Source organism: Sphingobacterium sp. G1-14, assembly GCF_002196555.1.
In the GTDB taxonomy this organism is placed as follows: Bacteria; Bacteroidota; Bacteroidia; order Sphingobacteriales; family Sphingobacteriaceae; genus Sphingobacterium; species Sphingobacterium siyangense.
The window spans coordinates 919,604-942,060 of record NZ_CP021381.1; the positions used below are offsets into that span (position 1 = coordinate 919,604).

Here is a 22,457-nt window from a genome sequence, read left to right on the forward strand (position 1 = left end):
CGTTTTTTATTTTTTAGTATTCATCTTCATTGAAGAAGAAATCGTCTTTTGTTGGATAGTCGGGCCAAATTTCTTCGATATTTTCATATGGCTCACCATCGTCCTCAAGAGATTGTAAGTTTTCAATCACCTCAACAGGTGCACCCGAACGAATAGCGTAATCGATTAATTCATCTTTTGTTGCTGGCCATGGTGCATCTTCTAGATGCGAAGCTAATTCTAATGTCCAATACATATAAAAACAATTTAAGTTCTCTATTTTCGCAAAACTATGATTTAATTTAACTTAAGCAAGTAAATCACGTGTTATTTTTGCTGTATTAATATAAGTTGTTGATTTTTAGCGTTATAATATTTTTAGATATTCTCAAAGTCACTTCCCTTTTCGTTTAACGCATCAAGTCTTGGTGACACTGATTTGATTTCTGGGTTTGGATAATCATTTTCGATCAAGCCATCTCGCATGCGTACAATACGGTGTGCATGTAATGCGATATCCTCTTCATGTGTGACTAGAATAATGGTATTACCCTTGGAGTGAATTTCCTCCAGTAGGCCCATAATTTCAATGGACGTTTTGGTGTCAAGGTTTCCTGTTGGCTCATCGGCAAGTATAATGGAAGGATCGTTGATCAATGCTCTTGCAACAGCAACACGTTGTCGTTGTCCACCCGATAGTTCATTAGGTCTATGATCCATACGATGCCCTAAGCCGACACTTTCCAATGCTGCAGTAGCTTTTTCCTCACGTCTAACTTTATTATAGCCCGCGTAAATTAGGGGAAGCGCAACATTTTCAAGTGCTGTATTCTTTGGTAACAGGTTAAAAGTTTGAAAGACGAAACCAATTTCTTTGTTTCTTACTTCGGCGAGTTCATCGTCAGTCATGTCACTCACATTAATCCCATTGAGGATGTATTCTCCTCGGCTTGGCGTATCCAAGCAACCGAGAATGTTCATTAACGTGGATTTGCCTGATCCTGAAGGCCCCATTAAGGCCACAAATTCTCCTTTATGGATGTTGAGTGTAACGGAGCTTAAGGCATGAATTGTTTCCGCACCAATTTGGTATTCTCTAGCAATATCCTTGATTTCGATTAAGATCTTTCCTGACATATTTTTTGGAGGTTCTCTAGGTTATGAAAATACGATTTATTCTTCATAATCCAATAGGAATGCATTTTGTCGTATACAACTTTTTCTAGTTCCGATGCATTATCATCGTTAAAATCTTTAGTTTCTATCGGGTTGAATACATGGATTTTAACTATTCCTGGGCGAGATCCCCTTTTCGAGCCGTCATCGAAAAAGATATCCCAGGCATTTTCTATGATAATGGGCACTGTGGGAACGTCATTTTGAATAGCGATTCGAAAGGCTCCGGATTTAAATGCGTGAATCTGCGGGGGGAAACCATCATCGATTTTTCCTTCTGGAAAGATAACGACACTTCTACCATTTCGGACGAGTTCATTGGCACGTTGGAAGGCCTTGAAAGAAGAAACTTTACTTCTTCTTGTGACCGGGATATCTATTGTTTTGAAAAAAATACGTGTAACCGGATTTTTAAGCAATGAAGCTTTTCCGATAAATGAAAAAGGAGCTGGGCACAAATAGGTGAGGGCTGTTATATCCAAGACCGAAGTATGATTGGGACACAATACCATGGAACGGTTCCAATCTATTTTTGATTCATAGCTCACCTTAAAAAATACACCAGCTAGGGCCGAACCACCAACTGATACCCAGCGTCGCATACGGGCGATTCTAGCATAGTTTTTTTCGGGACGTCGTGCTAAAAAATAGATATAAGGGAAAAACAGAAGAAAAACAAGTAGAACGCTGATAAAATACCAATACCGATGGAGTTTTTTGAGCAATAGGATCATACAAGTCAACTAATTTTGACCTAAAGTAAAGAAAGAAAATGGATAATTAATTATCCATTTTCTTTTTTAGTCTACTGTGAAACCATATTTCTTGTAAATATTCTTGGCTGTTGGCGAGTCCATGAATTTTAAAAAGTCATCTGCAGCCTGCGCATGCGGCGCGTTTTTCAGCTTTGCAGCGACGTAAGTTGCAGTTGTATTTTGCACATCAGGAATGGTGATCCCTTCAACTGGATGGCCAATTAGTTTTTGGTAAACGACTTCAGAAGCCCAAACGGGAGCCGCATCGGCCTGTCCATACAATATACGCATGGGGCTCTCCCTATGGTGGATCTTGGTCAGATAAGTGCTGCCATCTTTGACCTTATCTTCCATGATTTTCTTGACGAGTTGTTCGCCCCCGGCTTTTCTATAGGATGCTTTGATCTGCTCCCCAATTCCTTCCCATTGGGGATTAGGCATGCTGATACGAACTTTGTCATTCCCCAGATCATTCAATGTTCTGATATTAGCGGGATTTCCTTTTGGAATCATCAAACAGATATTGTTGTAGCAATAAACCTGTGTATGGCTGAAGTAATCTGCCATCTCGTTGATCGCTCGTTTGCTCGCTGTGTAAATATCGGGCTTATGGGTAATGCGTAGATTCCCTATCGTGATTGATCCGCCTTTAATCTGTTTAGCTAAAATGCCCGGCGGCAGGGTTTCAACAAAAATACGTTCGTATTGTGGGTATTCTTTTTTGAATGATGCAAGTAGATCATCGACAACCATAAATTGATTGCCAGCGAAAAAGACAGTAAGCTGCGGATTCTCGATATCACCATATAAATCTGGAATATTGTCTATCCCGGGTACCGTAAAATTTAGAGCCGATTCTGGTGGATTATTCCAGGGGGGATCAAAACGATGTTCTTGTGCCTTAATTTCCTGGGCTCCCAATAATGCTATTGTTAGACCAAGCAGTAGAAAATTTTTCATTATACTTATGGTTTAACGATAACCCAACCTTCATTTGCTCTTAAGATTAATTCACCATTTCCGCTAGGAACATAGCCTATAAAATCAAATAGTTCTTCTTTGGCAATATGTTTCTCTTCCAACGTATTCAGGCACTGCGCTACGATAACGCCTTTCTCGACGAGGTCTTTCAAAGGTTTCTCATATTGGCTGTTCTTTTTTAGGTAAGCTTCGGTACCACCGGAAAATGCAACCAACTCAATCTGTAAGTGTCCTTTTAACCGTGGGTCTTTCAAGACATTGTTAATATTACGGATTGCTTTTTCAATTGTTTTTGGATCATTGCTGTCCAGCTGATAAATGGCTTTATACGCTTTTTTCTTAGCAACGGCACCGCTATATTGATGGTTATTGAGCAACAATTTATTGTCCTGTGCTTTCGCTTGAATAGTCATTATCGCTACTAAAATGCAAGCGATTGTAAATTGTTTTTTCATATTTATTATTGATTTAATGGGGTATTTATGTTTAAAAATTAAAAGGTCCGAGTTTATGTTGTTCTGTACTAACGTTATCGGCATAAGGTGGATAGGGGCTATCTTTGGGTTTTTTGCTTAGATTAGGATAGTCCAATTGCTTGTTTGTTTTTTGAGGTCTATCGAAAGAATTGATATATGCTGCGACATCATAGGCCTCGTCGTCTTTCAATTGAGGTGCATCATAAGTTGCGCCTAAAGGCATATTAGCTTTGATAAAACGAGCCGCGGTAAGCAATCGTGCCATTCCAGCACCATCATTGTAGCTGTCTTTTCCCCATAAGGGTGGATATTGATATCCTTTTCCCGCTGTTTGTGGTAGCCCCTGACCATCCTTTCCATGGCAACTTGTACATTTATTCTCAAAAACCAATTGACCATGTTTCAAGTCCGCGGCACGATTGGGAATATCCATTTTTATAAATCCTTGGCCTGCCAACCGACCTTTATTAACTGTATTTATGCTGATGTTTTTAATATAGGTGATAATGGCTCTCATTTCCTTGCTATTTTCAGGAATGGCTCGGCCGTTCATGCTTCTCTCAAAGCAACCGTTGATGCGCTCTTCAAGTGATTCAACCTTATTTTCTCGTCCAATATAGGTTGGAAAGACATTGGTGAGCCCGACATAAGGGGCAGCAAAAGCCTTTGTGCCTCCATTGAGATGGCAGCTACTGCAGGCAAGCTTGTTTCCGATTTTGACCTCCCCATCATAGAAATAATCGTATGTATTTTTGATTAGCTTTTCACCATAACTGGCCATTTTACCTTCGGGATTATCTTTGAATGAGATTTCCTTAAATTGGGAAACGTGCGTAATAAGCGAGTCGTTGCGCATTTCAAGAGAATCTGTTTGCTTTTTGTTTTCCTCATGTTTTAGTGGAAATACACATAAGGTCGTACATGTAATAACCAATGCTACAATGATCCAGCTGAGTGCCTTTAAATAATCTGTTAGTTTTTTATATTCCATTACGCTAATTCATTTGTACAAATCTAGCCGCCTCAAATCTGGAATTAAAACGAAGTTTGTTTATGAGATATAACATTTGGTTATAACTTGAAGTTTTGCCGCAAACAGAATTGCAGAAACTGGTTGGGCGTACCGGCAAGGCCTCCATATAAATGGGTAAAATAGAAATAACGTTCTATTGTCAATTGTGGAATATCAACAATGGTCAATAGATTATTTAACACTTCTTTTTGCACTGTATAAATAGATAAAAAAGCAAAGCTGTTGCGACGAGCAAGGTAGCCTTTGATACTCTCTGTTGAAGGCAAGATCATTTCTATCTGTACTTCGGATAGATTAATGCTTTTATCTTTTAGTGCATTCTCAATAATTGTTCGTGTACCTGAGCCCTGCTCGCGTAGTACCAAAGGTAAGCGCGTGATATCGGATAATATTGGATTTTTTAATTGAGCTAATAGTGGGTTTTGGCTATTTGTGACCAGAACTAGCTCATCCTTCATAAAAGGAATGTATTTCAGCGCCCGGTTGTCGGTAGACCCCTCCGTGATACCTAAATCCAATGTTTTGTCGATAAGCTGCTCCTCAATACTGCGGCTATTGGATTGAAAAGACTGGATACGGTTGTTGGGATATTGGGATAGAAAATCGGCAAGCAGAGCAGGTAAAACATATTGGGAGATGGTTGTGCTGGCTCCTAAGACCAGCTTTCCTTTTCGCCCTTCCTGCAACTCCTGTATTTCTTGGCCCGCCTGATTATACAGATTGATAATCTGTTGGGCATATTTATAGAGAATTTGACCTGAATCGGTTAAATTAAGATTGTTGCCCTTTCTTTCGAAGAGTGGTACGCCAAGTTTCTTCTCTAGTTCTTGGATGTTTTTGCTTACGGCTGGTTGTGAGATGAAAAGGGCCGAAGCCGTTTTGGTGAAATTAAGGTGCTGAGCCGCAGTGTAAAATACAATTAAACGAAAATCAAAATCCATAAAACGATAAAGGGTTATTTCTAAAATTTAAAAATAACCCTTTATCTAATGAAAAACTAAATTATTTGCTTAGTTCCGCGTAATATTTATGAAATAAAGGAATTGTTGATATTCCCATAAGGTAATTCTCAATACCATACTTTTCATTGGGAGAGTGTAGGTTGTCACTATCTAGTCCGAAGCCTAAGAGTACAGTCTTTAAACCCAATACTTCTTCAAAAAGAGCGACGATTGGGATCGAACCACCACCACGCGTTGGGATAGGTTTAACACCAAAGGTGTCATGCAGGGCTTTTTCTGCCGCTTTGTAAGCAACACTGTCGGTCGGTGTGACGACAGGTTCACCACCATGATGAGGTTTAACTTCTACTTTCACATAATCTGGTGCAATAGATTCAAAATGTTTTTTGAAAAGCTCCGTAATACGGTGAGAGTTTTGGTTTGGTACAAGACGCATTGAAATTTTTGCATTCGCTTTTGAAGGCAATACTGTTTTGGCGCCTTCACCGATATAACCACCCCAAATACCATTTACTTCTAAGGTTGGGCGAATACCGGTGCGTTCTAATGTTGTGAAACCTTTTTCTCCCCAGATATTTTGGATACCCAGGTCAGTTTTGTATTCTTCAATGTCAAAAGGTGCTTCATTTAATGCTTTACGTTCTTCAGCCGTCAATTCGACAACATCATCATAAAATCCAGGGATAGCGATATGATTATTTTCGTCATGTAATGATGCAATCAGTTTTGCTAATATCGTCGCAGGATTGGCTACTGCTCCACCATATACGCCGGAGTGTAAATCTCTATTAGGCCCCGTAACTTCAACTTCAACATAAGAAAGTCCACGTAAGCCAGTTTCTAACGATGGTTGAGCCATGCTGATCATCGATGTATCGGAAATAACAATAACATCAGCTTTCAGTCTTTCTGTATTTTCTTTAACAAATGTGCCCAAATTGACTGAGCCCACTTCCTCTTCACCCTCAATCATAAATTTGATGTTGCATGCTAATGCATCATTTTTAATCATGTATTCGAAGGCTTTTACATGCATATAAAACTGACCTTTATCATCGGCAGAACCACGTGCATAGATTTTGCCATCACGAACCGTCGGTTCGAAAGGAGGGGTATCCCACAACTCGTATGGATCAGCAGGTTGTACGTCGTAATGACCATATGTCAACACTGTAGGAAGTGCCGGATCGATAATTTTTTCTCCATAAACGATTGGATTACCAGCGGTAGGACAAACTTCTACATTGTCGGCTCCGGCTTCACGCAATTTCTGAGCAACAAATTCAGCAGTTTTTTCAACATCTCCTTTAAATTTAGGATCGGCACTTACTGATGGTAAACGCAATAAATCAAACAACTCATCCAAAAAACGTTGCTTGTTTGCTTCTACATATTCTTTAATGTTTTGCATATTGTTTGTGTTTGAAACAAATTTACACAAATCGAGACATTTAACTCAATTTGTTGTAACCTTTTCGGGGATGGTTGCGACTAATGTAAAAACTAATTCAAATAATTATGGAAAAGCAATCAGTAGGAGCCATTTTAGGAATCGGACTATTTACATGTATCACCTTGTGTGTTTATTTTATTATGCGGTATCGGAGCGTGGCTGTACAGATTCCGGGTGAAAATAAGAAAAGAGAGTCACTAGATTGGCAAAAGCCCGGGATTTTGGTACTTGGTATAGGAATAGGATTATTCATTGTGGGAATTTTGGACAACTACATGAATACTGATTTGCCAGATTCACTTGCCGTCGCAATTTTGATTATTTCTGCGGGTGTTGCAATGATAATTGCTAACCGATTGGATAAAAAACGCGATATTTAACCCGCCAATGGATGAAATCTATATTCGAAAAGTTCTATCAGGCGATGTGGAATCCTATCGTTATTTTATAAAAACGTATAAAGATATGGCATTTTCTGTCGCTCTTTCTATTGTAAAGGAAGAGCATTTGGCAGAAGATGCCGTTCAGGATGCATTTATAAAATGCTATCAATCGCTGTCTTCCTTTAAAGGGAAATCGAAATTTAGTACCTGGTTTTACCGAATTGTTGTGCATGTTGCTTTTAATGCCATTCGTCATAAGAAACTGGAGTTGGTCAATTTTGATCTATCCCACCATGACATGTCGCATGAAGATTCCGTATTGGATGAAATAATCGACCACGAAAGAAAAGAAATGATCAACGATGCACTCACTATTCTGCCCGCTCGCGAGTCTGTTGCATTACGGTTGTTCTATCTCGAAGAACAGTCGATGGATGAAATTAAAGAGATTATGGGCTGGACATTAGCGAATACCAAAGTGATCTTGCACCGGGCCCGTAAAAATATGCAGATCATTTTAAGTCAGTTAATTAAAAAAGCGGAGTATTATGGATAAGGAACAGGAAAAATTCAAGAAAGTTATGCAAATGAGTAAAATAGAAATGCCATTTGATGATTTTGAACAACGTATCATGAACGGTATTGCTGCGCTCGAGAAAGATAAAGAGAAAGCCCTGTCAAATAAAAAGTATGCGATTACATTTTTTCTTCTTGGGACTGTTTGTGGCATGATGTTCAATAATTATCTGATGGCCAAAATTCAAGTTGCAGACATTGCCCCGGATCTTAAAAATTATAGCACGATTGGTGGCCAGTTATCTTTTGCTGTTTTGATATGCTTTTTCTGTCTTCAGTTGTGGCGTTTGATCAATATGCAAAAGAAGAGGCATTATCAGGTATAGTGAAGATCTTTTGTATGAATACATCGGATCTGAGCTGCTGTAAAAAGGACCTCTTATTTTGCTCGAATGGGGAACTATGAACCAAAATCCAATTTTTAAGAAATAAAATTAAATTTACTGTAACAAAACATTGGTTTTATCTACTAATGTTATATTGATATTAATTTACTATCCAACAATTTTATGAAAAGAGTTTTACAAATTCTCTTATTTTTCATTTTTGCTATTCCTGGTTTGGCTTTGGGCCAATCCAAGATTGCTGGAAAAATAAGTGATGTAAAGGACCAACTAAAGTTATCAGACGCAACAGTTATGCTGTTGACCGCTAAAGATTCCATATTAACAGGCTTTACGAGATCTGACGAAAATGGTCTTTTTTCCTTAGCCAAGCCCGATACAGGAGCTTACGTGCTGATTGTGAGTTATCCCAAGTATGGCGATTTTTATACGGAGATTCAATCTGGAGTGGATTACTCCAAATTGGCTATTGGCCTAACCAATACAGCCACATTATTACAAGAAGTCATCGTTACTGGACGCATCCCAATCACAATTAAAGGTGATACCACAGAATATGATGCCGGTAGTTTTAAAGTTGAGAAGAATGCCAAGGTTGAAGATCTGTTGAAAGCTTTGCCTGGCATCACGGTTGATGCATCTGGAAAGATTACTGCACAAGGTAAAACAGTCAAAAAAGTATTGGTAGATGGTGAAGAATTTTTCGGTGATGATCCGACACTGGTGACACGAAATATCCGATCGGATATGGTGGATAAAGTTCAGGTATACGAGAAAAAATCCGAGCAGGCAGAGCGAACAGGAGTGGATGACGGTCAGCGTGAGCAAACGATCAATGTAAAGCTAAAAGAAGGCTCTAAAAATGGCATGTTCGGAAAAGCGCTTCTTGGCGGTGGAACCGACGACTATTATATGGGGCAATTGATGTTGAACAAGTTTAAGGGATCGCAGAAAATATCAGTTTATGGGCTTTTCGGTAATAATGGTACTACGAGCATGAACTGGCAGGATGCACAAAAGTATGGTGGTGATTCAGGTGTTTCCTATGGTGATGACGGATCAATGAGCTGGTCTAATTTTACGGATCCTTTTTCTGGACAAGGGGTTATTGGTGTACCTAAGGCTATAAATTCGGGCGTTAACTTCTCGGATAAATTTGATAAGGATAAACATACAGTCAACATTAACTATAAATATGGAAGATTGAGCAGCGATGGAAATGATGAAACGATTACGACCGGTTTGATCAATAACAAATCGGTGAAGAATGTAGATTCTGAAAATGACCAGCATCGTGCGAATCTGAAATATGACCTGAAATTAGATTCGTTAAATCTCTTAACCATACGAGGCGGGGCATCAAGAAAGAATCTTTGGTCAGATAACAAGCGTGAAGCTTATCAGTTTGGCCAAAATGCAGATACAACTATTGCTGAGAATACTCGAGAATTGGTGAAAAATAATATCAACGAGCTCAATTTTAGCACTTATTTTACGCACAAATTCAAGAAAAAAGGACGTTCTTTTACATTCGATGGTCAATGGAAAAGAAATGAGATGAAAGGTACTGGACATTTAAATTCCGACCTGAGAAATTATAGCTTAAAAACGGATTCAACTACAGATCAAAGTAAGGTGCGTAACAATACAAGTGACGTGCTAAGCGCTTCAATTTCCTATACCGAACCTTTATCCAAAATTTGGAATCTTGTTGTGGGAACAGGAATTGAGCAAAGTAATAGTAGTTCCATCGTGGAGTCTTTCAATATTGATGGAGCCGGAAATTATACTCAATTGGATCGTCGTTTCAGTAATAACTACGATTTTGATAGAAGCAGCAATAGGTACAAATTGGCTGTAGTTCATACAACTGAAAAATTTAAGTTCACTGTGGCTAATAATTTCAATAATGACAAATTGAAACAGTTCAATAACTATACAAGCGAGGGGATTACAAGAAGTTACTTTACGTATAATCCAAATGTAAGTGCAGGTTATTCCTTTACAAAAACTAAGGGGTTATGGATGAACTATACCGGTAAAAATCAATTACCTTCTTTAAGCCAGATCCAACCGATCTTGGATAACTCAGACCAGATTAATCGCTATTTGGGAAATGAAAACTTAAAACCATCATTTAGAAACTCATTAAATCTGAATTATAATTCGTTCCGTGTGTTGACCGGAAACTATGTTTATGTCGGTGGTAATATCTCTACCGAAAAGAACCCGATTACGCAGAATATTGATACCCTAAAAGGGATTAATACATATACTTGGAATAATGTTGATGGTAAGACAAATACTTCCTTGAACGTATGGTCTGGAGTTTATTTCAAGCTGAGCAAAAAACTTGGCCTGTCCAACTCGCCACAGTTTTATGTGAATATGAGTGATAATTATAATATGTTCAATCACCAATTGAATAAAGTCAATACGACGAACTTTAATTTTACGTATAATTTCAAGAGAGATACCAAGACAGGTTTAAATTTTGACCTGAACTTTAGTCCGCAATATCGTTTGATGAAATCAAGTTTGGAACGCAATACCAACAGTAATGGTTTTGTTTTCGCTTCCAACGGAAGTGTGGAGTATTTTTTCAACAAAACATTTAAGGTTTATACCAATTATACCTACTCCTACGAGGCGGCCACCAAAGCTTTTGATGAGAAGTTTGAGCAGTTTTTGTTGCATCCAGGTGTAAGCAAGAAATTCCTGAAAAATGAATCGTTGGTGTTGGATTTTATGATCAACGATGTTCTTAACCAGAACAAGGGCTTTAGTCGTTCGGCATCGACTTCTGTCTTTACGCAACGTCGATATGATACGATACGCAGATATTATATGCTTAAACTATCATGGGATTTTACAAAAATGTTTTTATAAAATATTAAGCGAAATACAATGTTAAAATATATCTTTTTTCTCTTCTTCTGTTGTTCAGCCTTAGGTCTTAAAGCACAGTATACATTGTTTGGTCGATCGGGAACTATTTCCTACGATAAGACGATGTATATGAAGAATATCGTAAGTAAAAAATTCATCGCTAAGGCCGATGATAACTCAAAACAGTTTTTTGAGCGTATAATACCGAGATTACCAGAAAGTGCCGTGTTAAAGAAGTCAATGAAATTCAATACCACGGAGACGTTGTTCGAATCGGTAAAAGACGAGAGCCTGGATGCAGAGATTAAGCAGTATATTATGATGCTTGCGCTAGACTTTGATGCAGCAACACTTTCAAATATGTCCAACCGATCCTTTTTGAGATACAACGATATCGTAGGTGAAAAAATCATCGTTCAGGATTCCATGAAACGCATCAAATGGAAAATCACAGATGAATACCGCGATATCGCTGGCTACAATTGCAGGAGAGCCAATGGTATTACACCAGACTCCATTTATGTCATTGGATACTACTGCAATGAAATCCCTATCAGTGGCGGCCCCGAATCCATCAATGGTCTTCCGGGAATGATTTTAGGCTTGGTTGTACCTAGTCAGCACGTCTCCTATTTTGCAACAAAAGTTGAACTCAGCAACACAGTTGTGATGGACAAAAAGAAATTTGAGAATACGAAGGTAAAACGAATGACAAGAAAAGCCATGACAGATCAGATTACAGGTGTGCTGTCTCAACATATGAATAAAGAAACTGTTCAATTTATTATGGAACTTGGCAATTTATAAAAATCACAGCATGCTGTTCACATAATATGTTGTGTATTTCTAACTGTTTAGATAAAAAAGCTCTTCTTTTGAAGAGCTTTTTTTATGATTTTTAATTTGTATTATGTTGTTAATCAATGGTCTGTTTTATTTTTTTAATATCTTTTTATTACTTGTATTTTTTTTGAGATAAACTTAAATTAACTGAAACAAAATATTAGTTTTGTGCACGAATTTTATTATTTATATAATTATATACTATCCAAACCATATTATGAAAAGAGTGGGGCAACTACTTTTACTTATTTTATTCTGTTTCTGCGGAATAGTTCATGCTCAATCCCGTATTGAAGGAAAAATCACTGATGTAAAAGATCAGCTTAAGCTGCATAATGCAACAATTATGTTGTTAACAGCTAAAGATTCCATTTTGACCAATTTTGCCCGTTCGGATGAAAATGGTAAGTTCTCTCTTGAGCGGCCTGATACTGGACAATATTTTATCATTGTAACCTATCCGAAATACGGTGAATATTACGCGGAGATCCTGCCAGGGCAGCATTACAGTAACATGTCTATTGGAATGACCAGCAGCGCAACCTTGCTGGAGGAAGTCATTGTTATGGGACGGGTGCCCATTAGTATCAAGGGGGATACAACGGAATATGATGCTGGAAGTTTTAAAGTGGAAAAAAACGCTAAAGTTGAAGATTTGTTGAAAGTCCTACCTGGGATTACCGTCGATGCCTCTGGAAAAATTACTGCCCAAGGAAAAACAGTGAAGAAAATGCTTGTTGACGGGGAGGAGTTCTTTGGTGACGATCCTATTTTAGTAAGCCGGAATATTCGTTCTGATATGGTTGATAAAATTCAGGTCTATGAAAAGAAGTCTGATAAGGCTGAGAAAACAGGGATTGATGATGGTGAACGTACACAGACAATCAACGTGAAGTTAAAAGAGGAGGCTAGACGTGGAATATTCGGCAAAGTGGATGTTGGTGGAGGTAGTGATAAATTCTACGCTGGACAGGGCTTTTTGAACTATTTTAATCAATCGTTTAAAGCTTCGGCTTATTTGATTGCAAGTAATACAGGCAAGAGTGGGCTCAGTTATGAGGAAGTATCAAACATGGGGGGAGACTACGATAGAGGCGATAATTTTAATGGTGAAGGTATTCCTAAGTCCTTGAATACGGGATTTCTATATTCAGATAAAACCGCTAACAAAAAACATGCTTGGCGGATCGACTATAAGCATATCCGATCCGATGTTGATTTGGATCGCAGCTTGTTCACACGCAATGCGGCACGCGACACGATATTGACTAGCAACAGCAGCACGTTGGCGTCAAATGAAAACAGAAAGCATAATATTGGTTTGAAATATGAATTTAAGGTCGATTCCATGTCGGATTTAACGGTTTGGGCAGGTGCAAACAAAAGGCATGATAATAGTTCTTCAGAGACACAATCAACTACTGTTAATCAATTTGATCAAAAGATCAACGATAACATGCGAAAGTTTAAGAACGATTCTAGGTCAGAACAGTATAATGCCTCAGCACTCTATGTAAGACGTTTTAAAAAGAAAGGCCGTTCGTTATCATTCAACTATTTTACATCGGGCAATAAACAGGATGGTGAGCAAGATTTGTTTTCTAAACTTAGATTTTACAAAGAAGGGAATGCTGAAAGAGATTCGACTCTCGACCAGAAGAAATTTGTTAAAAATAGCTCTTTTTCCACTGGGGGTGAATTTGCTTATTCCGAACCGCTTTCAAAAAAGATTATCCTTTCTTTCGAATATGGATTGAATCTCAACAGAAATAACAACGCAGTTAGGTCTTTCGATAAAAATCAGAATACCGGTACTTTTGATAGACTAGATAGTTTGTATAGCAATGATTTCTTATATAAAACGATAAAAAACACCTATAATTTCGCAATTAATTACAAGCCCCTAGAAAAGCTAGTGGTCAATGTCTCGAATAAGTTCGAAAATAGTAATCTGTCGCAATTAAACCGTATGGAGAATTCGAGACTTTCACGATCATTTTTTGTATATAATCCGGTGGTTGATGTTAATTATGAAATACAAAAAAATAAATCGATCAATTTGGAATATCAGGGTACCAATGGTTTGCCCTCTTTAAATCAGATCCAGCCACTGCGGTCAAATTTGGATCCGCTGAATGAATATTTAGGTAATGAAAATTTGAAACCATCTTACACCAATAATTTGAACCTAAGCTTTAGAACCTATTCTGTATTGGAAGATAAGTTTATAGGTGTCTTTTTAAGTGCATCACGTACAAACAATGCATTGGTGCAAAATACAACGATTGATTCACTGGGTAAGACGACATTTGTTTGGGGAAATTTGAATCATAATAGCAACAATCAAATTAGCATCAGGCCAATGTATTACGGCAAATTATGGAAAAAAATTCAATTGAGACATGGTGGCGGTCCATCGGTATCTTTCAGCAACAATTATAACTATGTCAATACTGTTTTGGCGAATGCCAAAGTGCAGCGTTATGGGTTCAATTATAGTCTACAGCGATCGACAACGAAAGGCTTGGACTTTGGTATTGAATTGTCTCCAGGCTATCTTATTCAAGATAATTCCATTGGCGCAATGGAAGATAGTAAGGGATTTACGTTTTCATCTGAAGGAAACCTAAAGTACTTTCTGCCAGCGAAATTTATTGTTCGGGCAGATTTTAGCTATAATTATCAGGCTCCTACGGCGGTGTACAGTAAAAAATTTGAACGATTTGTGCTGAGCCCTGCATTATCAAAAAAATTCCGAAAAGATGAAAAGTTGGAATTGACTTTTATGGTTAATGACCTCCTCAAACAGAATGTGGGTTTTGACAGAAGTCAAAACGGGACACTACTGACCGAACGCCGATACAACACAATCAGTAGATATTATATGGTTAAGCTGACTTGGGAAATAAATAAAATGCTCGTAAAATCGAAATAAAATGAAAGATATCAAAAATTTACTCGTCCTATTGCTGTTCCTTTTCTGGGGAGCCACAGCTTTTGGACAATATGCTTATTTTCCTACGCAAGGAACAATTACCTATGACAAAACCGTGTTTCTTAAAAACCTGCTCAAACGCTATGCAACCTATGCAAAAGACGAGGATACACGTAGCTCTATCAAAGAAATGATCGGGCAGATTCCCGAAAATCAGGTGTTGAAAAAGAAACTGACATTTTCCAATGATGAGGTCCTCTATGAGCATATTGCTGAAGAGTATTCGGATGTTGTTAGCGGGCTGATGCGGTCTGGAATTTTTGAGTCAGGGATAAGTGGCTACCAAAATTTGAAAAGTAAAGCATTTAATTCTGTCTTTGAGTTAGGCGGGGAACGGGTTGTCTTGGCAGATTCGACATTAAAGATCAAGTGGAAAATCACGAATGAATACCGTGAAATCGCAGGTTACCCCTGCCGTAGGGCCAATGGACTTGTATTGGATTCCATCTATGCCGTTGCTTTTTATACGGATCAAATCCCTGTTTCGGGAGGTCCTTCGGCCTTTAATGGACTACCGGGGATGATCCTTGGTTTGGCGGTTCCAGAGCTGCATTACAATATGTTTGCAACGAAGGTTGAGTTGGGAGCCGTAAACCCTTCATCGGCAACCTTGTTAAAGAAGAAAGATAAACCCTTGACCAGGCAGCAGGTTTATGATAAACTGAAGGCCTCTTTCGGTGATTACCTGGGTATTAAGATTTACAATTTGGTGATGGCCTGTACATTTCTGTAAAAGCCAACAAAAAAGGCCTTTCATTTGAAAGGCCTTTTTTATGTTTAACTTCGAAAAAACTATTTTCCGTCGTTTTTCTTAGCAGTAACTTCGTTACGAAGTTCTTGTGCTAAGGTTTTGATTTCTTGTAATCCTTTACGTACACGTGTACCAGCTGCAGAATTACCATTGTTGAAGAACTTGTCTGCATCAGCTTCGATAGAAGCTACTAACTCTTTTAATTTTACGTAGTTTTCCATTTTTTTATAATTATAATTTTAGTTTTTATGGTTTTTCCTAAACACTCCTTAAATATACAAAAACGAATCAAATAGAAAATAAATTTCGTTTTTTTTTATCGAAAAAGCTTAAAAAAAACTATTCAACAATCTTAAGTTCGTCAATAATGTTGGTTGCTCCTGCAAATTTATCGATGATAAATAATACATAACGGATATCAACTGAAATTGTACGTTGTAGCTTGTGGTCGAAGATCACGTCACCAGCCATAGCTTCAATATTACCATCAAAAGCTAGGCCAATTAATTCGCCGTTGCCATTTATTACTGGTGAACCTGAGTTTCCGCCTGTTATGTCGTTGTCACTTAGGAAGTTCACTGGTAAATATCCTTTCTTGTCGGCATAACGACCATAGTCCTTATTATTGTACAAATCCATCAAACGTTGTGGTAAATCAAACTCTTCGTCGCCCTTTTTGTACTTCGCAATAGTGCCTTTTAACGTCGTGTAAAAGTTTTTGTCAGCGTCATTACGGGGATCTTGTGGTAGGCCTTTGATCGAACCGTAAGTTAAACGTAACGTACTGTTCGCATCTGGATAGAATTTACCTTTTGGATTCGACGCTAATACCCCAGCGACATATTTACGATAAGCACCTTCAAATTTGTCGTCTTGTGTTTTCCAGCTAGGATCTACTTGACGGTATCTGTTAAGTAAGGCCGAAGAAAGTTTATACAATGGGTCATTGGCTAAAATTTCAGCGTTAGGGTTCTCCAGGTAATTGTTCAAACGTTCAGCAGAAGCGAAGATGCTGTTCTTCACAGATTCTTTGACATAAGCCGTAAAGTCACCATTATTTTTAGCAGCCAATTCTGCAATATATGGTGCAATATTTCCTGCTTTTTTAGCATAAAGATTCAATTCGTCAATCAATACTTGCTCTTCAAGCGGCATGTACATTTTTTCATAACCTGCATCGATGGCAGATTTTAAACGAGGAAGAATAGCATTTCTTCTTGCTTCATCTCCAGCAGTATATACTTCTAAACCTGATCCAATTGTGTTCGGTAAAGCTGCAATTGCACTAGAACGCAACATGCCCATTAAATAGTTGTCATGTCTAGCTTTCTCGTTTGTCGAAGCATAAAATTCGTTGATTGTTTTGATGACATCACCGTATTCTGCTTTGTTTGCAGCTTTATTTGCCCATTTGTCAAATTTAGCTTCGTCTTTTGCTTTAGATTCTGCAGTTTTATGTAATGTCAAAGCATCAATCATTCCTTGACGGTTTTTCCAGTAATTAGCTACCTGAGAGTATTTTGAAGCGTAGTTCAATTTTACAGCTTGGTCTTGATCCATGAATTTTTTCATGGCATCCATACCTGTTTTAGAAGCTTCTACCCAAGCTGGATAAGCGAATTTAACATTCTGATTGATTCCTCCAGCGGGCATCCAACGATTGGTACGACCTGGATAGCCTAAGATCATCGCGAAATCTCCTTCTTGAACACCTTTTAAGCTGACAGGTAGGAAATGTTTAGGTTTCAAAGGCACATTATCTTGTGCATACTCTGCTGGATTACCATTTTTATCGGCGTAAACGCGGAAAATTGAGAAATCTCCGGTATGACGTGGCCATTCCCAGTTATCCGTATCACCGCCAAATTTTCCAATGCTATTTGGGGGTGTTCCTACCAAACGGACATCATTGTAATCTTGGTATACAAAATAATAATACTCGTTGCCTTGGTAGAATGATTTTACTTCAACCACATATTTACCATTTTCGCTATTCTCTTTTTGAATTTTGGCAATTTCAGCAGCAATGATTTTTTTTCGTTCATCTTCAGCCATTTTGTTGTTGACCAAACCTAAGATTCGTTTTGAAACATCATCCATGCGCACAAAAAAGCGAACCGACAAAGATTTAGGCTTTAACTCTTCATTTTTGGATTTGGCCCAGAAACCATTTGTTAAATGATCATTTTCTGGTGTAGAAAGTTCAGCAATAGCACCATATCCACAGTGATGGTTGGTGAATACCAAGCCTTGATCAGAAACGATCTCAGCAGTACAGCCACCATTGAATTGTACGATTGCATCTTTTAAGCTAGAGTGGTTAATGCTGTAGATTTCTTCGGCACTTAAGCGAAGCCCTTTTTTCTGCATATCTGACTCATTCAGACGCTTTAGATACATTAAAAACCACATTCCCTCATCGGCAAATGCAGCAAAGCTTGTTGTGATGAACAACAAACACATCCATAATTTTTTCATATCAACCTGATAAAAAGTTTGTTTATACCCTACAAAAATGCTTTAATTCTCTTAAAAACCAAAATATTAGACTTTATAATATGCTTTTTACCAATTTTTATGTCAATTGAAAGTAAATGTGTACCGTATTGGTGGTCAAGGAAAGTCAAATGGACTCTTTTCCTTATCTTTGCAAGATGCAGCAATCATTTGAAAATTTTAAATTCAATAAACAGATCTTAAATGCGATAGCGGAGGCGGGGTATCAACAACCGACAGAGATCCAAGAAAAGGCAATTACTCCAATATTGGCCGGGCAGGATGTGATGGGAATCGCTCAGACGGGAACTGGAAAAACAGCGGCATTCGTTTTGCCGATGCTGATGAAGCTAAAATATGCTCAGGGAAATGATGCGCGTGCGTTGATTTTGACACCAACGAGAGAATTGGCCATGCAGATCGAAGAAAATATTAAGTTGTTTTCTACTTATCTTGATTTGCGTTCAGTGGTACTTTATGGTGGATTAGGACCAAAAACTCAGATAGAAGCACTCGAAAAAGGAGTGGATATTATCGTGGCAACTCCAGGTCGATTTTTAGACTTGTACCTCGAAGGGCACATTGTTGTCAAATCACTCAAATTTTTGGTCTTGGATGAGGCCGATAAGATGATGGATATGGGTTTTATTAGTAAGATCCATCGTGTACTTGAAATTGTGCCACGCAAACGTCAGAACTTATTGTTCTCAGCAACAATGAGTGAGCTTGTTCGCAAAATTGCAGGTGATTTCTTAGCGTTTCCGACCATTATTGAGGTGTCCGAACAAGCTACACCAGCCAAGACGGTAAGTCAGGCGCTATATGTCGTTCCTAACCAAAAGACAAAATTGAATTTACTTCAACATCTCTTGAAAGATGATGAAGCGTTTAGTCGACTGATTGTTTTCTGTAAAACAAAGCAGGTAGCAGATAATGTCTTCCACTTTTTGGAACGTAAATACGGTAAAGATGAGGTTCGTGTTATTCATGCCAATAAAGGTCAGAATACACGTATCAACTCCATCAATGCGTTTAAGGAAGGGAATATTCGTATTTTGGTCGCAACGGATGTGGCGGCGCGAGGGCTTGACGTTTCTAATGTAAGCCATGTGATCAACTTTGAAGTACCTATTGTTATAGAAGATTATGTGCATCGTATTGGACGTACCGGGCGAGCTTTCAATGAGGGGGATGCTATCACGTTCTGTAATGATGCTGAGAAATATTATGTTCGCAAAATCGAAAAATTGATCAAGCAAAGTATTCCTGTCTACGCACTACCAGAGGATGTTTTTATAGAGAAAACACCCTTTCATGAAAAACAGGATATTGCACGAGAGATTGATAATCAAAAGCGGAAAGATGATCCAGATTTCCAAGGTGCTTTTCACGAGAAAAAATACGTTATCAAACAGAAAGAAGTGCGGGAGGCACAACGAGCTTCCGGATTTAAACCAAAAGCAAAAAGTAAAAGTAAGTCTGCAGGCGGAAAATCGGGAGGAACAAATCGTAATTTTAAAAAACGTTAATTTATTGTGCGCTTTACACCACTAAATATCGCTAGTGCATGCCTTGTTGCCTGGTTTGTTATGGAAAACCCCAATGACGAAAAGGCCTTATTTACTTGGGGCGCATTTATCCTATTGTTGTTGATATTGACCGTCATTGATATTGTATTTAGGGTCTTTGTAAAGCCAAATAAAAAAATGTGGTTATTACAATTGGCATTTTTGGTAGTCGTTTGTGTCACCAGTTTAATTGTCAAAGTAACCTTTGGGTAAGAAGTAAAATTAAAAATAAAGACGAGTTAGGTTGTGAATCGATGGCAAATATAGTTCCTGTTTCAAAAAACATAGCTCAATATAAATAGCTCAATAATATTAAAATGAAAAAAGCTGAAATAAAATTACAGGTAGAGTTAGATGAAAACAACGTGCCTGAAAATATCATGTGGTCTTCTACAGATGGAAATAATGCGGAGGAATTACCTGCAAAAGCGATGTTTTTAGCCCTATGGGATTCACATTATAAAAATTCAATGCGTATTGATCTTTGGACTAAAGATATGCCCTACGATGAGATGAAACGTTTTTTCTATGAAACGCTGCAAACATTGGGCGACTCTTTTATCCGTTCTTCAGGCGGTGATCCGATGGCGGAAAAAGTTATTGGCGACTTGCGTGATTACTGTGCGCATTTTGCAGATAAAATGGAAGTTTTAATGCCACAACAATAGTTTTTAACGCTTAACAGAAATTTGACCATGCAATACTTCTTAGTAAAATCTGAACCATTTAAATATAGCTGGGAACAATTTAATAAAGATGGCCGTACATTTTGGGATGGCGTTCGTAATTATCAAGCTAGGAATAATATCAAAGCTATGAAAGAAGGGGATCTGGTTCTGTTCTACCATAGCAATGAAGGAAAAGAAGTTGTGGGGGTGGCCAAAGTCGTCAAGGAATTTTATCAAGATCCGACAACAGATGATGAGCGTTGGGTCGTGGTGGATCTGGCACCTGTAGAGACGCTGAAGAAATCCGTTACGTTGGAAACCATTAAGGCTGATGAACAGTTGCAGGATATCGCCTTGGTCAGACAAGGACGTTTGTCTGTAATGCCTTTGAAGCCAGAAGAATTTGATCGGATTTTAGCGCTTGGCAACGCGTAAGCTAGCGCAAATAAATCGACCCAGTGTATGGGGATATAAAAAAAGGGAAAACGATCGTTTTCCCTTTTTGATTATTTACAAGGTATGTAAGTCATGAACATCAAGCATTAGTTCTTTTGGCTAAAAAGACTGACCAGCGCTTTTAATTTTTTTGCATTTTCAGGCTTTAATTTCCCCGCGAGAATAAGGCGCAGTTCTCTTCGTTGTAATGCATCTTCGTAAGCTTTGTGTTCTATATCTGTTTCCGGAATTAATACAGGCACAGCTTTAGGATTGTTATCCGCATCAACAGCAACAAAGGTATAATAAGCTTCGTTGGTTTTTACACGGGTGCCTTCCGGTAAATTAGACGCGAAAATTTCCATGCGTACTTCCAAAGAACTATTAAACGCACGCGTTACCTGAGCTTGTATCGTGACGACCTCACCAAGTTTAATGGAGCGCTTAAAAGATACATTGTCGACTGATACTGTTACGACGACATTGCTACAGTGTTTTTGAGCAGCAATAGCCGAACAGATATCCATCCAATACAATAAACGGCCACCCATCAAATTCCCAAAAGTATTTGTGTCGTTGGGTAATACCAATTCGTTCATCTCAGTGTATGACTCTCGCGCAAATTTCTCTATCATATCATTATTTGTCATTATCGTCCAAACGTTTTGAATTGATTATCTATGATTGCCAAAGAATCCATAAATGACGTCGGCACATAACCCAATTCAGCGTTAGATCTAGTCAGATCAAAGCCTGTCTGCCGTGGCCTGTTCTCCGCCTGTCCAATGCTGGCAGCACTGATCTCTGAAATCAGTCCTTTGTCTAGTTGCCAGTAGTCTGCAATTTTGTAGACTGCCTCATTGATCGACATTAATTCTGCTCCTGAAATATGAAATATTCCCTGCGCTTTTCTGTCAATAGCGAGTTGGCAAGCATAAGCTAAATCATCCACAAAGGTAGGCATTCTCCATTGGTCATTGACTACTTTTATGGGTTCATTTTGCGACAACTTACTTTTAGCCCATAATACTAGATTCGAACGATTGGGGTCAGCATTGATCCCATATACTAATATCGTGCGAAGGATAGCATAATTACAGTTGGATTGTACAAGCACTTGTTCGGAAGCATATTTACTCTTCCCATATTCACTTTGTGGATTGGGGAGATCTGTTTCATCATAAGGCGCATTTTTTTTGCCATCAAATACAAAGTCCGTGGATAAGTGGATCAGTTGTGTCTGATGTGCAGTACAATAGGAAGCCAGATCGGCTACGAGATCGACGTTAAGCAATTGACATGCTGCTTGATCTGCTTCACAAGCTTCCACACTGGTCATAGCTGCTGTATGTACAATTGCATCAAAAGTTTGTGCAGATAAAAAATCTGTCAGTTTTTCCCGATCCGATAGGTCTACCTGAAAGAAAGCATAATTCACTTGATTCGGGTTACGATTTGGACCCTTTGAAATGGCGACAACATCATATTGGTCATTTTTAGCAAGTAAATCAACGACTTTTTGGCCAAGGAATCCATTGGACCCTGTCACTAGAATTTTTTTCATCAACAATAATTAAATGATATCCAAGCACCTGTTTATAAAGACTCGTTTGCAGGGTCTTAAGTGCGCTGTTTAGTTTATTCGTGTATGTCTACAAACTAATTTACTAATCTCTGTTATAGTATTTGAGCAT

The 22,457-nt window shown here is 38.3% G+C and carries 23 protein-coding genes; 11 read left to right on the plus strand and 12 right to left on the minus strand.

The annotated features are described in order from the left end of the window. Window positions 1-13 precede the first annotated feature (13 nt). From CBM24_RS03965 to CBM24_RS04000, 8 genes are all read right to left on the minus strand, one after another. A complete protein-coding gene (locus CBM24_RS03965) occupies window positions 14-235 on the minus strand; it encodes a DUF2795 domain-containing protein (RefSeq protein WP_028072584.1) in 222 nt (73 codons plus the stop codon). 122 nt (window positions 236-357) lie between these two features. Beyond that, window positions 358-1,116, minus strand: coding sequence for an ABC transporter ATP-binding protein (locus CBM24_RS03970; protein WP_075991101.1), 759 nt, complete (start codon window positions 1,114-1,116; stop codon window positions 358-360). Further along, window positions 1,098-1,889, minus strand: a complete 792-nt coding sequence (locus CBM24_RS03975) for a lysophospholipid acyltransferase family protein (protein WP_088160278.1) — start codon at window positions 1,887-1,889, stop codon at window positions 1,098-1,100. Before CBM24_RS03975 ends, CBM24_RS03970 begins: the two co-directional genes overlap by 19 nt. Window positions 1,890-1,955: 66 nt before the next feature. Beyond that, entirely contained in the window at window positions 1,956-2,870 is a 915-nt protein-coding gene (locus tag CBM24_RS03980) for a substrate-binding domain-containing protein (RefSeq protein WP_088160279.1), read from the minus strand. Between the two features lie 5 nt (window positions 2,871-2,875). Then, window positions 2,876-3,346 carry a DsrE family protein gene (locus CBM24_RS03985; RefSeq protein WP_075991104.1) on the minus strand — a complete coding sequence of 157 codons (471 nt, stop codon included), beginning with the start codon at window positions 3,344-3,346 and terminating at the stop codon, window positions 2,876-2,878. Between the two features lie 31 nt (window positions 3,347-3,377). Next, window positions 3,378-4,358 carry a c-type cytochrome gene (locus tag CBM24_RS03990; protein ID WP_075991105.1) on the minus strand — a complete coding sequence of 327 codons (981 nt, stop codon included), beginning with the start codon at window positions 4,356-4,358 and terminating at the stop codon, window positions 3,378-3,380. Between the two features lie 80 nt (window positions 4,359-4,438). After that, on the minus strand, window positions 4,439-5,341 hold the full coding sequence (locus CBM24_RS03995; RefSeq protein WP_088160280.1) for a LysR family transcriptional regulator: 903 nt from the start codon (window positions 5,339-5,341) through the stop codon (window positions 4,439-4,441). Window positions 5,342-5,402: 61 nt separating this feature from the next. Then, entirely contained in the window at window positions 5,403-6,773 is a 1,371-nt protein-coding gene (locus tag CBM24_RS04000) for a dipeptidase (RefSeq protein ID WP_088160281.1), read from the minus strand. Between the two features lie 107 nt (window positions 6,774-6,880). Here CBM24_RS04000 and CBM24_RS04005 point away from each other — a divergent pair, with 107 nt between their 5' ends. From CBM24_RS04005 to CBM24_RS04035, 7 genes are all read left to right on the plus strand, one after another. Next, on the plus strand, window positions 6,881-7,195 hold the full coding sequence (locus CBM24_RS04005; protein ID WP_145327816.1) for a hypothetical protein: 315 nt from the start codon (window positions 6,881-6,883) through the stop codon (window positions 7,193-7,195). A gap of 7 nt (window positions 7,196-7,202) precedes the next feature. Continuing rightward, window positions 7,203-7,754 carry an RNA polymerase sigma factor gene (locus CBM24_RS04010; protein ID WP_088160282.1) on the plus strand — a complete coding sequence of 184 codons (552 nt, stop codon included), beginning with the start codon at window positions 7,203-7,205 and terminating at the stop codon, window positions 7,752-7,754. Then, entirely contained in the window at window positions 7,747-8,100 is a 354-nt protein-coding gene (locus tag CBM24_RS04015) for a hypothetical protein (protein ID WP_075991110.1), read from the plus strand. The genes CBM24_RS04010 and CBM24_RS04015 overlap by 8 nt, the downstream gene beginning before the upstream one ends. A 183-nt stretch (window positions 8,101-8,283) precedes the next feature. Next, a complete protein-coding gene (locus CBM24_RS04020) occupies window positions 8,284-11,007 on the plus strand; it encodes an outer membrane beta-barrel protein (protein ID WP_088160283.1) in 2,724 nt (907 codons plus the stop codon). A gap of 18 nt (window positions 11,008-11,025) precedes the next feature. Further along, window positions 11,026-11,814 (plus strand): GLPGLI family protein, encoded by a 789-nt coding sequence (locus CBM24_RS04025; RefSeq protein ID WP_088160284.1) that lies wholly within the window; start codon window positions 11,026-11,028, stop codon window positions 11,812-11,814. Between the two features lie 253 nt (window positions 11,815-12,067). Continuing rightward, window positions 12,068-14,785: an outer membrane beta-barrel protein gene (locus CBM24_RS04030; RefSeq protein ID WP_088160285.1), complete on the plus strand. Its 2,718-nt coding sequence runs from the start codon at window positions 12,068-12,070 to the stop codon at window positions 14,783-14,785. A 1-nt stretch (window position 14,786) separates the two neighbouring features. Beyond that, the gene (locus tag CBM24_RS04035; RefSeq protein ID WP_088160286.1) at window positions 14,787-15,578 is read left to right on the plus strand and encodes a GLPGLI family protein; all 792 of its coding nucleotides are present in this window, start codon (window positions 14,787-14,789) and stop codon (window positions 15,576-15,578) included. Window positions 15,579-15,637: 59 nt separating this feature from the next. Here CBM24_RS04035 and CBM24_RS04040 read toward each other — a convergent pair whose 3' ends face one another. After that, window positions 15,638-15,817, minus strand: coding sequence for a histone H1 (locus tag CBM24_RS04040; protein ID WP_070562307.1), 180 nt, complete (start codon window positions 15,815-15,817; stop codon window positions 15,638-15,640). 118 nt (window positions 15,818-15,935) lie between these two features. Further along, window positions 15,936-18,074 (minus strand): S46 family peptidase, encoded by a 2,139-nt coding sequence (locus CBM24_RS04045; protein ID WP_088160287.1) that lies wholly within the window; start codon window positions 18,072-18,074, stop codon window positions 15,936-15,938. A gap of 176 nt (window positions 18,075-18,250) precedes the next feature. Between CBM24_RS04045 and CBM24_RS04050 the strand changes: the two genes are divergently transcribed. The 4 genes from CBM24_RS04050 to CBM24_RS04065 all read left to right on the plus strand — a co-directional run bounded on the left by CBM24_RS04050 (window position 18,251) and on the right by CBM24_RS04065 (window position 20,763). Beyond that, on the plus strand, window positions 18,251-19,621 hold the full coding sequence (locus tag CBM24_RS04050) for a DEAD/DEAH box helicase (RefSeq protein WP_088163450.1): 1,371 nt from the start codon (window positions 18,251-18,253) through the stop codon (window positions 19,619-19,621). A 6-nt stretch (window positions 19,622-19,627) separates the two neighbouring features. Then, window positions 19,628-19,873: a hypothetical protein gene (locus CBM24_RS04055; RefSeq protein WP_075991115.1), complete on the plus strand. Its 246-nt coding sequence runs from the start codon at window positions 19,628-19,630 to the stop codon at window positions 19,871-19,873. A gap of 104 nt (window positions 19,874-19,977) precedes the next feature. Continuing rightward, window positions 19,978-20,328, plus strand: a complete 351-nt coding sequence (gene gldC / locus CBM24_RS04060) for a gliding motility protein GldC (protein ID WP_088160288.1) — start codon at window positions 19,978-19,980, stop codon at window positions 20,326-20,328. A gap of 27 nt (window positions 20,329-20,355) precedes the next feature. Further along, the gene (locus tag CBM24_RS04065) at window positions 20,356-20,763 is read left to right on the plus strand and encodes an EVE domain-containing protein (RefSeq protein WP_075991117.1); all 408 of its coding nucleotides are present in this window, start codon (window positions 20,356-20,358) and stop codon (window positions 20,761-20,763) included. Window positions 20,764-20,870: 107 nt separating this feature from the next. On the opposite strand, the gene CBM24_RS04070 is transcribed toward CBM24_RS04065, so the two are convergent. Beyond that, the gene (locus CBM24_RS04070) at window positions 20,871-21,398 is read right to left on the minus strand and encodes an acyl-CoA thioesterase (RefSeq protein ID WP_046674180.1); all 528 of its coding nucleotides are present in this window, start codon (window positions 21,396-21,398) and stop codon (window positions 20,871-20,873) included. 14 nt (window positions 21,399-21,412) lie between these two features. After that, the gene (locus CBM24_RS04075; RefSeq protein ID WP_088160289.1) at window positions 21,413-22,327 is read right to left on the minus strand and encodes an SDR family oxidoreductase; all 915 of its coding nucleotides are present in this window, start codon (window positions 22,325-22,327) and stop codon (window positions 21,413-21,415) included. Window positions 22,328-22,457: the final 130 nt, after the last annotated feature.